This is a genomic window from Pseudosulfitobacter sp. DSM 107133 (genome assembly GCF_022788695.1).
Lineage (GTDB): Bacteria > Pseudomonadota > Alphaproteobacteria > Rhodobacterales > Rhodobacteraceae > Pseudosulfitobacter.
The window spans coordinates 1754912-1769527 of record NZ_CP085154.1; the positions used below are offsets into that span (position 1 = coordinate 1754912).

General features: G+C 62.6%; 15 protein-coding genes. 8 read left to right on the plus strand and 7 right to left on the minus strand.

Annotated elements, in window-relative coordinates:
• Positions 1-511: 511 nt before the first annotated feature.
• The 6 genes from DSM107133_RS08610 (at position 512) to DSM107133_RS08630 (ending at position 6548) form a co-directional block, all read left to right on the plus strand.
• A complete protein-coding gene (locus tag DSM107133_RS08610; RefSeq protein WP_114295675.1) occupies positions 512-3295 on the plus strand; it encodes a glutamine-synthetase adenylyltransferase in 2784 nt (927 codons plus the stop codon).
• Complete coding sequence (locus tag DSM107133_RS08615) at positions 3292-3564, plus strand: hypothetical protein (protein ID WP_205387923.1); 273 nt, start codon at positions 3292-3294, stop codon at positions 3562-3564. The genes DSM107133_RS08610 and DSM107133_RS08615 overlap by 4 nt, the downstream gene beginning before the upstream one ends.
• 98 nt (positions 3565-3662) lie before the next feature.
• On the plus strand, positions 3663-3791 hold the full coding sequence (locus DSM107133_RS24980) for a hypothetical protein (protein WP_275890981.1): 129 nt from the start codon (positions 3663-3665) through the stop codon (positions 3789-3791).
• A 252-nt stretch (positions 3792-4043) separates the two neighbouring features.
• Positions 4044-4727, plus strand: a complete 684-nt coding sequence (locus DSM107133_RS08620; protein WP_114295674.1) for a DUF6778 family protein — start codon at positions 4044-4046, stop codon at positions 4725-4727.
• A gap of 38 nt (positions 4728-4765) precedes the next feature.
• The gene (locus DSM107133_RS08625; protein WP_114295751.1) at positions 4766-5998 is read left to right on the plus strand and encodes a class I SAM-dependent rRNA methyltransferase; all 1233 of its coding nucleotides are present in this window, start codon (positions 4766-4768) and stop codon (positions 5996-5998) included.
• Between the two features lie 10 nt (positions 5999-6008).
• On the plus strand, positions 6009-6548 hold the full coding sequence (locus DSM107133_RS08630; RefSeq protein WP_114295673.1) for a PIN domain-containing protein: 540 nt from the start codon (positions 6009-6011) through the stop codon (positions 6546-6548).
• Here the strand turns inward: DSM107133_RS08630 and DSM107133_RS08635 are convergent.
• From DSM107133_RS08635 to DSM107133_RS08665, 7 genes are all read right to left on the minus strand, one after another.
• Positions 6545-7231, minus strand: a complete 687-nt coding sequence (locus tag DSM107133_RS08635; RefSeq protein ID WP_114295672.1) for a M48 family metalloprotease — start codon at positions 7229-7231, stop codon at positions 6545-6547. The two genes, DSM107133_RS08630 and DSM107133_RS08635, sit on opposite strands and share 4 nt — an antisense overlap.
• Before the next feature lie 38 nt (positions 7232-7269).
• Positions 7270-8424, minus strand: a complete 1155-nt coding sequence (locus DSM107133_RS08640) for a cytochrome P450 (protein WP_114295671.1) — start codon at positions 8422-8424, stop codon at positions 7270-7272.
• Between the two features lie 169 nt (positions 8425-8593).
• A complete protein-coding gene (locus DSM107133_RS08645; protein WP_114295670.1) occupies positions 8594-9781 on the minus strand; it encodes a VWA domain-containing protein in 1188 nt (395 codons plus the stop codon).
• On the minus strand, positions 9781-9948 hold the full coding sequence (locus DSM107133_RS08650) for an apolipoprotein acyltransferase (protein ID WP_114295669.1): 168 nt from the start codon (positions 9946-9948) through the stop codon (positions 9781-9783). Before DSM107133_RS08650 ends, DSM107133_RS08645 begins: the two co-directional genes overlap by 1 nt.
• Before the next feature lie 13 nt (positions 9949-9961).
• Complete coding sequence (locus DSM107133_RS08655; RefSeq protein ID WP_114295668.1) at positions 9962-11317, minus strand: DUF2927 domain-containing protein; 1356 nt, start codon at positions 11315-11317, stop codon at positions 9962-9964.
• Positions 11317-11772 (minus strand): GNAT family N-acetyltransferase, encoded by a 456-nt coding sequence (locus tag DSM107133_RS08660; RefSeq protein ID WP_114295750.1) that lies wholly within the window; start codon positions 11770-11772, stop codon positions 11317-11319. The genes DSM107133_RS08655 and DSM107133_RS08660 overlap by 1 nt, the downstream gene beginning before the upstream one ends.
• 234 nt (positions 11773-12006) lie before the next feature.
• Positions 12007-12849, minus strand: a complete 843-nt coding sequence (locus DSM107133_RS08665) for a MoxR family ATPase (protein WP_114295667.1) — start codon at positions 12847-12849, stop codon at positions 12007-12009.
• A gap of 171 nt (positions 12850-13020) precedes the next feature.
• On the opposite strand from DSM107133_RS08665, the gene dksA reads away from it, so the two are divergent.
• Positions 13021-13443, plus strand: a complete 423-nt coding sequence (gene dksA / locus DSM107133_RS08670) for an RNA polymerase-binding protein DksA (protein WP_114295666.1) — start codon at positions 13021-13023, stop codon at positions 13441-13443.
• A complete protein-coding gene (locus DSM107133_RS08675; protein WP_114295665.1) occupies positions 13443-14597 on the plus strand; it encodes an FAD-dependent monooxygenase in 1155 nt (384 codons plus the stop codon). The genes dksA and DSM107133_RS08675 overlap by 1 nt, the downstream gene beginning before the upstream one ends.
• Positions 14598-14616 lie beyond the last annotated feature (19 nt).

A 14616-nucleotide genomic window follows, 5' to 3' on the forward strand; every position in this document is an offset into this window, starting at 1 on the left:
TGGTCTTTACGGAACAACTGACCCGAACTCGAAAACCGGATATTCGCGCAGGATGCCGCGAAGGGTTGGATGGAGGCCGGACCTACCTTGCCACAAAGGGCAGCGCCCGACCGCGGGTGGGCATCGGGACGTTAGTAGATGCCACTTTATCTCTAAACTTTGACGTGTGGGTGATGAACCGCAATACGGAGAGAAAGCGCCCGCCCGTCGCACCAAAGGTGCGCCAATTATCTTAGGCACGCCTCCGGCGTGACGGGCGGTCGGGCGCTGCCCGGCGGTGCTACGCACCTTGATTCCGGGCTTGGTGAACCTTGGATAAGTTCCGCATAACAGACTTTTGCACAGATCGCGACAAAGGTCAGAATTGTTTGACCTTCGCAACAAGACTGCCTGACGCGGCCCCCTTGATGACCGCCCCCGAAATCAGTCCCACCAAACCCATTATACCTGGCGTCCCAAACCTGCGCGCGCCGCCCATTGACGCGGCGGATGCAGCGGGCAAAGTGGGGCAATGACACATCCCCTGATCCCGAACCGCATCCCGCGCCCCTTTGACCCCGATCGCGGCGCCGAGGCCCGCGCGCGGGTGCATGACATCACACCCGAGCAGGCCGACCTGCTGGCGGGCACGGCGGCGTGCAGCCCCTATCTGGCGGGACTGATCGAGAAAGAAGCCGATTGGATCGCCGAGGCCCTGCAAGACCCGGACACAGCGCTGGCCGACACGTTGAAAGCCGTCGGCGTGCTGGAGCAGGGCGATTTGATGAGCGGTCTGCGGCAGGCCAAGCGGCGGGTGGCGCTGTTGACGGCACTGGCCGATCTGGGCGGCGTCTGGCCGCTGGAACAGGTGACTGGTGCGCTGACCGCTCTGGCCGATGCGGCCTGTGATACGGCGCTGCGGGCGGGCATTGCAACGCAGATCAAACGTGGCAAGCTGCCGGGCATGGGGCCCGATGATGTGGCCGACGCGGGCGGCATGGTGGTGCTGGCCATGGGCAAGATGGGCGCGGGCGAGCTGAACTATTCCTCGGACATCGACCTGATCTGCCTGTTCGACGAAAGCCGCTTTGACCCGCCAGACTATCACGAGGCGCGCGCGGCCTTTGTGCGCGCCACCCGCGCAATGAGTGCGGCGCTGAACGATATCACGGGTGAGGGCTATGTCTTTCGCACTGACCTGCGCTTGCGTCCTGATCCGGCTGTAACTCCGGTGTGCATGTCGATGGAAGCGGCCGAGCGCTATTACGAAAGCCTTGGCCGCACATGGGAACGCGCCGCCTATATCAAGGCGCGACCGGCGGCGGGGGATCTGGCGGCGGGCGAGAAGTTCCTGACCACCCTGCGCCCCTTCGTGTGGCGCCGCCATCTGGACTTTGCCGCCATTCAGGACGCCCACGACATGCGGCTGGCGATCCGCGAACACAAGGGGCTGGGCGGGCCGATCACGCTGCCCGATCACAATATGAAACTGGGCCGTGGCGGCATCCGCGAGATCGAGTTTTTCACCCAGACCCGCCAGTTGATCGCAGGCGGGCGCGATGCCGACCTTCGGGTGCGCGGCACCGTGCCGGGGCTGAAGGTGCTGTCGGAAAAGGGCTGGATACCGACCGAGGTTGCGACCCGACTGACCGACCATTACCGCGCCCACCGCACCGTGGAACACCGTCTGCAAATGGTGCGCGATGCGCAAACCCACCGGCTGCCCGCCACGGACAAGGGCTTTGCCCGTCTGGCGGCAATGATGGACACCGAGGTGGACAGCCTTGAGGCCGATCTGCGCAGGCGTCTGGCGGCGGTGCATGAGGATACAGAAGGGTTCTTTGCCCCCTCGGCCCCCCCGGAAAGCGCTGTCAAAATGCCCGATATTGATCTGTCGATCACCAATCGCTGGCCAACCTATCCCGCCTTGCGCAATGCGCGCGGCGCTGCGGTGTTTGAACGCATCCGTCCGGTGTTTCTGGAAAAACTGTCCCGCGCCGCGCGCCCTGATGAGGCGCTGCGCGCGCTGGACGGGTTTCTGGCGGGCTTGCCTGCGGGGGTGCAGCTGTTTTCCCTGTTCGAGGCGAACCCGCAACTGGTCGATCTGCTGATCGACATCGTCGGAACCTCGCCCGCACTGGCGCGCCATCTGAGCCAGAACGCCGGTGTCTTTGACGCGGTGATCGGCGGCGCGTTCTTTGACGACTGGCCTGATCCTGAAACATGGCAGGGTGATCTGGAAAACGCGTTGCACGATGAGCCGGATTACGAATCCAGACTGGATATCGTGCGCCGCTGGGCCAAGGAATGGCACTTTCGCATCGGGGTGCATCTGCTGCGCGGCGTGATTGCGCCGCCCGTGGCCGCCGCCCATTACTCGGACCTCGCGCGAATCTGCGTGCGCGCCCTGTGGCCGGTGGTGATTGACGAATTCGCCCGCAGGTTCGGCCCGCCACCGGGGCGGGGGGCTGCGGTGCTGGGCATGGGGTCGCTGGGGGCAGGGACGCTGAGCGCAACATCGGATCTGGATATGATCGTGATCTATGACCCGCAGGACGCCGAAGCCTCGGAGGGTCCGAAATCGCTGGCCACACGACCTTATTATGCGCGTCTGACGCAGGCGCTGATCACCGCCATCACCACCAGCACCGCGCAGGGCAAACTGTACGAGGTCGATATGCGCCTGCGCCCCTCGGGCAATCAGGGGCCGGTGGCGACCAGCTGGGCCAGCTTTCAGGACTATCAGCGCAAAGAGGCATGGACCTGGGAGCATCTGGCGCTGACCCGCGCGCGGGTGATCGCGGGGCCTGCGGATCTGGGCGATGACATCGAACGCTTTCGCCAAAGCCTTGTGACCCAGTCGCGGGACCGGGCCGGAACCCTGCGCGATGTGGCGGACATGCGCGACCGCATCGCGGCGGCCAAACAGCCGGCGGGGGCCTGGGACACCAAGCTGGGCCGGGGCCGGATGCAAGACATTGAACTGGCCGCGCAGATGGGCGGCTTGCTGGCGGGCGTGCCCGCACGCAGCGTGTCCAGCGGGCTGGCCGGAGGCGTGAACAGCGGTCTGTGGGACCAGAACGGAGCGGACACGATGCTGCGCGCCTACGGGCTGTGCTTTGATTTGCAGATTGCCGCCCGCCTGCTGACCCAGGGGCCGCTCGACACCGATGAACTGGGGCAGGGCGGCGTCAGCTTTCTGCTGCGCATCACCGATCAACCCGACCTTGCCACATTGCGCCGCAGTATGGATGATGCCACAACTGCCGCCGCCGACGTGATCGACGCGGCCCTGCCCGAGGGGGAAGAGACATGATTCAAAAGGGTGACCACAACGACCCCAAGGGGCTGATCCTCGAATCCTTTCGCATCGACGGGATCACCCCGTCGGAATGTCGCACGATCTTTCTGGACTGGGCGCTCAGCCTGCCGGTTGACGCCGACACCCGCACCGCGCTTGAGGCGCTGTTGGTGCAATATGGCGATGCGCCCGACCATCCGATGATCCAGGTGATGACCGAAGGGCTGGCAGGCATGGCCAAACCGCGCCGACGCGGCGGCTGGCGCAGCAGGGCGCGGGATTGAGGCCGTCCACAGGATAAAACAGGGCGGGCGACTGTCGCCTGCGCGACCGATACCCATTGCGCGCGCGTCTTTCGGTCATCAAGACGAGCCATCCGTGGATGTCACTGCCGTTCCAGGATGCCAGGTTTTACGCGCGCATCTCGGACCGCTCTCCCGAACACCGTCAGCGCATCCGCATCTCGGCTGACCTGAGACTGTGGGATACCGCGTTCAAGCAGGATGCCTGACCCTAGCCAAGAAGCGGCTGAAAGAGAAATATCATAGAACCGAAGCGACTTCGTTCCCTATTGTCGGTCATTTTGTCATGCCCCGCCCGCGGGCGCACCAATCTTCAGACCCACCCGACCCTAAACAATCCATTGCGCCATCAACAATTCACGACAATTCTGTATTAATGACGCATTGCCGCCCGATTTCGCGGTCAAACATCTCCTGAAGGCACACAACCCGAGCAGATAACCGTGCCACCGGAGATGGATATGAAACTGATGAAACTGATCACATTGCTGGGACTGGGCGCCATGGTGTCGGCCTGTGCAAACATCGAAACCGCCACGCGCAACGCGCCGTTTGAAACCACGCCCGCTTTTGCATCAGCGCCGGTTGACGCGATGTCCCTTGCCGCTGCAGAGCCTTCGATTGCAGCCACGCCTGCGCTGCACATCACACAGATCAATGTGGATGTACCGCAGTCGCTGAAGGTCTCCGAGGCCAACCGGTATTATCCTTCCGGTGACATCGTATGGCGCGAGGACCCGATGGGGGATCGTCACACGCAGGTCAAAGCCATTTTCGAGGCCGCGATGCAGCAGGGCGCGCAAAGCATCAGTGGCGATTATCCCGTGATCCTGGACATCACCGTATCGCGCTTTCATGCGCTGACCGAAAAGGCGCGCTATACCGTGGGCGGCGTGCATTCCATCGCCTTTACCATGCAATTGCGCGACGCCACCACCGGTGCGCTGTTGGGCGAACCGCATCAGGTCAAGGCCGACCTCAAAGCCTTTGGCGGTCAGCGGGCAATCGAGGCCGAAGCGCGCGGCGAGACCCAAAAGGTGCGCATCACGGCCCACCTGGCCGAGGTGCTGCGTCAGGAAATGACCAGCGTCGAGGGTTTCGAGAACCCCCACTTGGGTTTCATGCAGGCGATCAACCAACTCTGATCTTCCATTTCACCACAATATCCATGTATGAGGGCGCTATGACAGCGCCCTCATTGCATTCCGATGCCCCCGCAGACCGTCCATCCGACCGTCCCGTGGTCCGCCTTTTGCCCAAAGCCAACGCCCGTGCCATCCGTCACGGCTTTCCTTGGGTCTATGCCAACGAACTGGTGACCGACCGCCGCACGCGCGGTCTGGCCCCCGGCACCATTGCCGAACTGGTGGACGAGAACCGCACGCCCATGGGCGTGGTCACCGTCAACCCCGACAGCAAGATCATTGCGCGGATGCTGGACAGTGATCCGGCCGCGCAGATCAACCGCGAATGGCTGGTCAAACATCTGGCCCGCGCCCAGATCCTGCGCGCGCAACTGTTCGACGAACCCTTCTACCGTCTGATCCACGCCGAAGCCGACGGGCTGCCCGGTGTGATCATCGACCGTTTCGGCGACACCTGCGTGATCCAGCCCAACGCCGCTTGGGCCGAAATGATGCTGGCCGATCTGGCATCTGCCGTGGCCGAAGTGACAGGTTGCACCAACATCCTGAAAAACGCCGGCGGACGGACACGCAGCCTTGAGGGGCTGAACGACGTGAACGAAGTGCTTTTGGGCACCCAGCCCGATGGTCCCGTCGCGGTGTCGATGAACGGCGCGACCTATATGGCCGATCTGGCCACGGGTCAGAAAACCGGTCTGTTCTTCGACCAGCGCCCCAACCATGCCTTTACCAAACGCCTGTCCAAGGGCGCGCGGGTGCTGGATGTGTTCAGCCATGTCGGCGGCTTCGGCCTTGCCGCTTTGGCGGGCGGTGCGGAACATGTGCTGGCGGTCGATGGCTCGGCCCCGGCGCTGGAACTGGCGCGTGCCGGTGCGGACGCCATGGGCGTGTCGGACAAATTTGACACCCGCCAGGGCGACGCCTTCGAGGTGCTGGCCGATCTGGAAGGGCAGGTTGACCCGTTCGAGGTTGTGGTCTGTGACCCGCCCGCCTTTGCCCCCTCGCGCAAGGCACTTGAGCCGGGCTTGCGTGCCTATGAACGTGTGGCACGTCTGGCGGCACCGCTGGTGGCCGAGAACGGCATTCTGGTGCTGTGTTCCTGTTCGCACGCCGCCGACCTGACGCAGTTCCGCTCGGCCTGTGTGCGGGGCATCGGGCGGGCAGGACGCCACGCGGCGCTGATCCACACCGGCTTTGCCGGACCCGACCACCCGCTGCTGCCGGCACTGGCCGAAAGCGGTTATCTCAAAGCCTTGGTCTTCCGGCTGTAAGCGGCCCTTCGTGAAGATCCTGATCGACGCCTGTGTGCTTTATCCCACCGTGATGCGGGAAATGGTGCTGGGCGTCGCGTCCGCAGGCGTGTTCGAACCGCAATGGTCGCCGCGCCTGTTGGAAGAATGGGCCCGCGCCGCCGCACGGCTGGGCCCCGAGGGTGAAGCGCAGGCGCGCGGCGAGATTGCGATGTTGCAAGCCGTATGGCCCCGCGCCAGTATCACCCCGCAGGCGGGGTTGTTGCAACGACTGTGGCTGCCGGATGCGAACGACATTCACGTTCTGGGTGCTGCGATTGCCGGATCGTCCGACGTCATCATGACCCTGAACGCCAAGGATTTCCCCCGCAACATCCTGGCCGAAGAGGGGCTGAGCCGCATCGACCCCGATGGCTACCTGCATCAGGTCTGGCAGAACCAGCCCGAAGTTGTACAGGATGTGGGCGAATATGTACTGAAACAGGCGCGGGCGATGTCTGGCACCGACTGGACCATGCGCGCCCTGATGAAAAAGGCACGCCTGCCACGCATCGGCAAGGCGCTGGATTAATCCCGCGCCCATTTCGCATCCAAGCTGCGCAATGCAGCGATGCGTTCGGTGGTTTTGGGGTGGCTCATCAACCACGCAGGGGCCGCGCCGGAATTGCTTTGCGTCAGCGCCTCAAGCTTTTCAAACAGGCTGATCTGCGGCGCGATGCCGATGCCCGCCTTGGTCAGCAGGGCAGCGGCATAGGCGTCCGCCTCGTATTCATCCGACCGCGACAGCCGTGCCGCCAGCAGGCTGGTCAACCCGTTGGCGATCAACACGCCGATGCCGGGCAGGAACCGCGACAGCACCATCGCCATGGCCGTGCGCAGGGCGTTCTGTCCCGAAAAGTCGATCATCCGGCGGCGCGAATGTCCCAGGGCCACATGCCCCAGCTCATGCGCGATGACCGATGCCAGTTCGTCCGCCGACACCTTGCCCTCGCGGAATGCGTTGTAGAACCCGCGTGTGATAAAGATACGCCCGTCGGGCGCGGCCAGCCCGTTGATCGGGGCCACTTCGTAGATGTGAACACGGATGCGCGGCAGGTCCAGCGCAGCGGCCATCCGGTCGCACAGCGTGCGCAGCATCGGGTCGGCCAGTTCAGTGGATTTCTGGTCCAGCTCGCCCTTCAGCCGCCAGACCGAAAACCGGTACATCACAAGCGCGTAGAGAACCGCCAACAGGATCGGGGTGAACTTCAACATATATCAGATATGGGGCGTGCGCAGGGGCAGGGCAACACTCAGCTGTCCCATTTGACCGGCATTTTCACCGGACCACGAAAGGCCCAGCCGGTGAACGGCACATCGCCCGCCAGCCGCAGGTTCTTCAGGTGGGTGAACGCCAGCGGCAGCGCCACCTCGGTGATCAGACAGCGCGCGGCGGCGGCCCCTGCGCAGAAATGCGGGCCTGCGCCGAAACTGATGGCAGGCTGGGTGTTGCGGGTGATGTCGAAATTATCCGGCGCGGCGAAATGCGCCTCGTCCCGGTTGGCCGAGCCGTACATCAGGAACACGCGGTCCTCGGGTTCAAAGGTCACGCCCAGCACGGTGTCGGCGCGGTCCACACGGCGGGGCGACATGCCGATAGGGGAAATCCAGCGGGCATATTCGGCAAAGGCGTCGGCCCAAGTGGCCCGCCCGTCGCGGATCATTTCCAGCTGCGACGGATGGGTCAACAGCGCCCAGATGGTGCCGGCAATCGCATCGCGCGGCTCGTTCTGGCCGCCCGAGATGATCAGCTTGATATTGGCGCGGATGCTGTCCTCGGGCAGGCCTGCGTCGGTCATCACTTGCAGGGCTGAGCGATCCGGGGGCGATTGCGACGCATCGGTGATGTGATCGTCGATGAACCGTGTCGCACGCTTGCAGCGGCTTTCGATCCCCTTGTCGCCCGCATAGTTGGCGCAGCCGTCGATCATCGACTGGCTGACGCCGTCCATTTCGGTGTTGGTCATCGCCTCAAGCCCGGTGATCGCCTTGAGCGCCATGGCCGACACCGGCATGGCAAAATCGGTCACCAGATTGCACGACCCGCGCGGGATCAGCCGCTTGATCTGTTCGCGGGCGGCGGCCTGAAAGATCGGTTTCCAATGCTCCTGCACCGTGCGCGGGCTGAGGGCGGGGAACAGCGCGCGGCGTTCGGCCATATGCGCTTCGCCGTCCTTGCGCATCATGTTCTCGCCCATCAGGCGCGTCATCAGCCCGTCTGGCTGGCGCGAGGAGAACACCTCGATCCGCTTTTCCTGCGTGTGGATGTCGTCGCGGCGGGTGATCAGCGTGGCACCCAGTTCGGGGACGTAGGTCACAGGTGTCTTCGCACGCATCCTTGCCAGCGCCGGATAGGGATCGGCGGTGAAGTCGGCGAGGTTGATATGTGTTTCAGGTGCGTCAGACATTCCGGCACGGTACGGCGGGATGTGTTCTTCGCCAAGTGAAATTGCACGGCAGGGGAAAAGCTGCGGAATTCGGCCTTTGTGTTACCCGTCTCAGCGGGCAGCGCGTACCTTGTTCCGGGCTTGGTGGCCGGTGTGGGCAGAAGTTTTCCATTTCTGCGAGCCTATTGCCCTAGCGCGTCAACGCCTTCATGCCGCGCGACAATCCTTCCAGCGTCATCGGCACCATCGCATCGGTGCCCATGATGTCGCGGATCATCTTGATCGACTGGGTATAGTCCCAGTATTTCTCGGGGACCGGATTGATCCACAGCGTGCTGTTCCACTGCGCGCGCACCCGTTCCAGCCAGACCTGCCCGCTTTCGGGGTTCCAATGTTCGTTGGCCCCGCCGGCATAGGCGATTTCATAGGGCGACATCGACGCATCACCCACAAAGATACATTTGTAGTCCGGCCCATAGGTGCGCAGCACCTCGTGCGTGGGCGTCTGCGCGTCCCAGCGGCGGCGGTTGTCGCGCCACACGCCTTCGTACAGGCAGTTGTGGAAATAGAAATGTTCCATGTGCTTGAATTCGGACTTGGCGGCCGAAAACAGCTCTTCCATGACTTTGACGTGGGGGTCCATCGACCCGCCAATATCCAGAAACAACAACACCTTGACCGCATTGCGCCGCTCGGGGCGGGTTTTGACATCTAGATACCCGTGTTCGGCGGTGGCGCGGATGGTGCCGTTCAGGTCCAGCTCTTCCTGCGCACCGTCGCGCGCCCAGCGGCGCAGGCGTTTCAGCGCCACCTTGATGTTGCGCGTGCCCAGTTCGACCGTGTCGTCCAGATTGCGAAATTCGCGTTTGTCCCAGACCTTGACCGCGCGCTGGTGGCGCGACTTGTCCTGACCGATGCGCACCCCTTCGGGGTTGTAGCCATAGGCGCCAAAAGGCGAGGTGCCCGCCGTGCCGATCCATTTCGATCCGCCCTGATGGCGTTCCTTTTGCTCTTCGAGCCGCTTTTTCAGCGTTTCCATCAGCTTTTCAAACCCGCCGGCGGCTTCGATCTCGGCCATTTCCTCGGCGCTCAGATGCTTTTCAGCCAGCTTTTCCAGCCAGTCGGCGGGGATGTCCACGGCTTCCATCACCTGTTCGATGCTGATTTCTTCCAGCCCGTCAAAGGTGGCGGCAAAGGCGCGGTCGAATTTGTCGATGTTGCGCTCGTCCTTCACCATCGACACACGGGCCAGATAGTAGAACGCCTCGACGTCATAGGTCGCAAGACCTGCCTTCATGCCTTCGAGAAAGGCCAGGAATTCGCGCAGCGACACCGGCACACCGGCCTTGCGCAACTGATCGAAGAACCGCAGGAACATCAGACGGCGGCCCGGTCGATCAACACTGTGACAACCAGCCCGACAAGGGCAAAGGCGATGGCATATCCGGCGGCGTATTGGGCGATGTCCAGACGGTTGCCCTTGCGGCGACGTGCGGTCAGCCCGCCGGTGATGGCCCCGATCAGAGCCGTTGCGATTACGATCATATTGTGTACCCGTCTATCCGTTCAGCGGGTTCAGGGACGCAATTTCGCGTTCTTTGGCCCGCACAGCCCAATCCGAGCCAAAGCCGTATCGCGCCCATCCAAGGCTGTCCACCCTGACGGTGCGTGCCTTTGCTCTGTCGCCCGTCAGGTCAAGCGCTTCGGCCTGCAACATCAGCAGGGTCGCCAACAGCGCCGCATTCTCGTTGCGCGCGGCCATGTCCAGATGCGGCGCGATCAGGGCAAGCGCCTGTGTGCCGTCACCCTGGGTGATGGCATGGGCGGCCAGTTGCGTGGCCACATAGGCGCGGTGCAGGTCGGCCCCCGGCGTGGCTGCATAATAGCGATCGGCCTGTAGGAAATGCATGTGCGCCGCGTTCGGGTCAGTGCTTAACAGCAAGCGCCCGTTTGCATAATGGGCAAAGGCGCGGCGGTGGTCGCTCCATCCCATCTGCGTGGCGATATCCAGCGCTTGCGCCGCGGCGATGCGGCGTTGTCTGGGGCTTGCTCCGGGACCAAGCGCGGTTTGCACTGCATCCGACCAGGCCCGTGGCGTGCGCGAGATCGGGTGGGCAGGGCGGTTTTGTCCGGCGGGGTTGATGCGTGCAAAAATTGCCGGCAGGTGCGCTGCGACCTGCGCACGCGACATGCCCGAGCGCAGTTCCGGCGCGTAATAGGCCCGCAGCATCATCATATCAAAACCGGTCAGGACCGTGTGAACATTGTCGTCATTGAACACCGAGTCGGGCAGACGATACAGATCGTTCAGCGGGCCGATGGCCTGGGCCAGCTCTTCATGCAGGCAATCGCGCGCCTCTTGCGGGCTGGCGTCATTGGGCAGGAAAATAGCGAGCTTTTCGCGGGTGTTCAACGACACCCAGCTGGTGCGTGGCGACCGGCGCAGGTTCCGGTATTCGTCCAGCGATGTGACATTGGGCACCACGAAACAGGCCGCATCGGGCAATGTGTTGCGGATGTCATCGCGCGTTACGGCCTGAACCGTGATACTGGCCTGCGGGCCGCTGGTGCGGGTAATGTCGATGCCGGCCTCGGTGCGCAACCGCGCGATCAGCCGGTCCAGATCCGGCCCCAGCGACGCTGGCGGCGCGCCGGTGACGCGCACGGTGATCGGACCTTCGAAACGGGTGAATCGGGGCAATGCGCGCCCCGATTCCAGCTCGAAACTCAGCGCGATGAAATCCTGTACAAGGTCGCGGTTCGATTTGACGGTCTGGATCGGGTGCGGCGCAGCAAAGACTTTCATCGCGGGCAGGGCCGATGCGGGTGCAATTCCCCGCGTGGCGGTATCGTTGTGTGCGACGGGCATACAGGCGTTCAACACCAACGCGACGGGAAACAGCAGCTTGCGCATCAGCTTCTCGCGTATTTGATAAAGGGAGTCTTGGTGCCGATACGGTCGTACAGCTTGCGCGCGGTTGCGTTGAAATCCTGTGTCAGCCAATACACCGACGGCGCGCCTGCGGCGTCTGCGGCAGCGTAGACGCCTTCGATCAGCGCCCGCCCGATGCCCATGCCCCGCACATCGGGATCGGCAAACAGGTCTTGCAGGTAACAGGTGTCTTCGACCTTCCAGCCGTGGCGGTGGAACAGATAGTGGGTCAACCCCACCAGCCTGCCGTCCAGTTCGGCCACCAGACAGCTGTAATCACGCGGATCGTCGCCCAGCAGACGGTTGAAATAGATGTCGTAGGTTTCTGCGGGCAGGCTGGTTTCGTAATAGTCCAGATAACCGGTCCACAATTCGCCCCAACGGGAACGATCCGCGACCTCAAGAGGGCGCACCTGCACTGCGGTTTTATCTGTCATGGGCCTGCCTGCCTGATATTTTGCCTGGTTCGGGATCTTGTCGCCCCTCATCATGATCACGATAAGGGAAAATTACGGTGAATTCGAGACAATTGTGATGGCGCGCAGATCATCGGGCGTTCTGCGTCCGCGGCAGGTGGCAAAGCGGCACAATCGTGTCCTTTTGAGAGCACAAAACCGCGCCGGTCAAAAGCGCGGTTTGCCTGATTTACCAGCGGTATGCTGCGGGCGCGATCAGCGTTGCTGACCCCGCGCCATAAAGGCCAGCCGCTCGAACAGATGCACGTCCTGTTCGTTCTTCAACAAGGCGCCGTGCAGTTTGGGCAGGGCCGATTTGCCATCTGATTTCAAGTCCTCGGCGCTCATATCTTCGGCCAGCAACAGCTTGAGCCAGTCCAGAACTTCCGATGTCGACGGTTTCTTTTTCAGACCCGCCTGTTCGCGGATTTCAAAGAATTGCGTCAGTGCGGTGGTCAGCAACTGTTCCTTGATGCCAGGATGGTGCACTTCGACGATGGTGCGCAGCGTGTCCATGTCGGGGAACTGGATGTAGTGAAAGAAACAACGGCGCAGGAACGCATCGGGCAATTCCTTTTCGTTGTTCGACGTGATGATGACGATGGGCCGGTTTTCGGCACGAATGGTCTCGCCGGTCTCGTAGACAAAAAACTCCATCTTATCAATTTCTTGCAGTAAGTCGTTCGGGAATTCGATGTCTGCCTTGTCGATCTCGTCGATCAGCAGGACGACCTTTTCATTGGCCTCGAACGCCTCCCACAGCTTGCCCTTGCGGATATAGTTCGAGACGTCATGCACCTTTTCCTCTCCCAACTGGCTGTCGCGCAGACGGCTGACGGCATCGTATTCATACAGGCCCTGCTGGGCGCGGGTGGTCGATTTGATGTTCCATTCGATCAGCCGCAGGCCCAGCGAATTGGCCACCTGTTTGGCCAGTTCCGTCTTGCCGGTGCCTGGCTCGCCCTTGACCAGCAGCGGGCGCTCCAGTGTTACGGCGGCGTTCACCGCAATTGTCAGATCGTCGGTTGCCACATAGCTTTCTGTGCCGGTGAATTTCATCTGGAATACCCTCATTTCGAAACGCAGTTTCGCTGAATTTGCCCCAGCCATGCCGCATTGTGTAGTGACATTCAACCGCGCCTGTATTAGACGCTGCGGCAGGGGGCCCATGCACAAATTATTATGGTAGAGATTTACATGAACAGCGTCGGCCAAGTTGAGGGGAAATCTATGAAACAGGAAATGTTTCTGCCAAAGGATTATCGTCCGGCAGAAGATGAGCCGTTCATGAATGATCGGCAGGTTGAATACTTCCGGCGCAAGCTGCTGAACTGGAAAATCGAACTTCAGGCAGGCAGCCGTGACACCATCGAGGGGCTGCAAGACGGCACGCGCAACATCCCCGATGTCGCAGATCGCGCTTCCGAAGAAACCGACCGCGCGCTTGAGTTGCGCACGCGGGACCGCCAGCGCAAGCTGGTCAGCAAGATCGACGCAGCCCTGCGCCGCATCGACGAAGGGGAATATGGCTATTGCTCGGTCACCGGCGAGCCGATTTCGCTGAAACGTCTGGATGCACGTCCCATCGCCACCATGAGCCTTGAGGCGCAGGAGCGCCACGAGCGCCGCGAGAAAGTGCATCGCGACGACTGATGTCGCATCTTGAAAACGCATCCGTCGCCGTCATTGGCGGCGGCATCGGAGGGCTGGCGGCTGCGCTGGCCTTTTCGCGTTTTGGCGCGGGCGTGACGGTCTATGAGCAGGCTGAAGAACTGACCGAAGTCGGTGCGGGCATCCAGATTACGCCCAACGGCGGCCGCGTTCTGGCCGCAATGGGGCTGTCCGGTCAACTGGACGCTTACAGCCTGCGCGCACAGGCGGTGCAGCCGCGCGACGCGCTGACAGGGCGGGCCATCACCCGCTTTGACCTCAGCCCCCAAACGCCGCCCTATCGCTTTTTCCACCGTGCCGCTTTGATCGACCTGCTGGGCGGTGCATGTCGTCAGGCCGGTGTCGAAATCCTTCTGGGCACCCGCATCAATACCTCTGTGACAGACGGCACCGTAACCAGCGATCAGGGGCTGTGTCAGCACGATCTGGTGGTCGGTGCAGATGGGCTGCATTCGCAGGCCCGCAGCCTGCTCAACGGGCAGGGCGCGCCGTTTTTCACCGGTCAGGTCGCATGGCGCGGCATCGTCGCGGCAACGGACATGCCGTCCGTCGCCAACATCTGGATGGCGCCATACAAACATGTGGTGACCTATCCGCTGAAAGGTGACCTGCTGAACGTGGTCGCGGTGCGGGAACGCACCGATTGGGCCGCCGAAGGCTGGCACCACGATGATGCCCCCGCGAACCTGCAAGCGGCCTTTGCCGACACTTGCGCAGAGCTCAAGTCCTTGATCGCGCAGGTCCAAACGCCCAAACTCTGGGGCCTGTTCCGCCATCCGGTCGCACCACACTGGCACCGCGACCGGCTTGCCATCCTCGGAGATGCCGCCCACCCGACACTGCCGTTTCTGGCGCAAGGCGCCAATCTGGCGCTCGAGGACGCATGGACCCTCGCGTCATGCTGCGCCGCTGCCCCCATGGCCGAAGCATTGCCCGCCTATCAAGCCAAACGCGCCCAACGCGTCACCCGTGCCATTGCCGCCGCCAATGCCAATGCCCGCAACTACCACCTGGACGGCCTGCAACGGCGCATCGCCCATGCGGGCCTGCGCACACTGGGCACGCTCGCCCCCAACGCCTTCCTCAAACGTCTAAGCTGGCTGTATGACCACGACGTCACCGCTTCTTTTGGCTGAAAATATCCCGGGGGAGCGC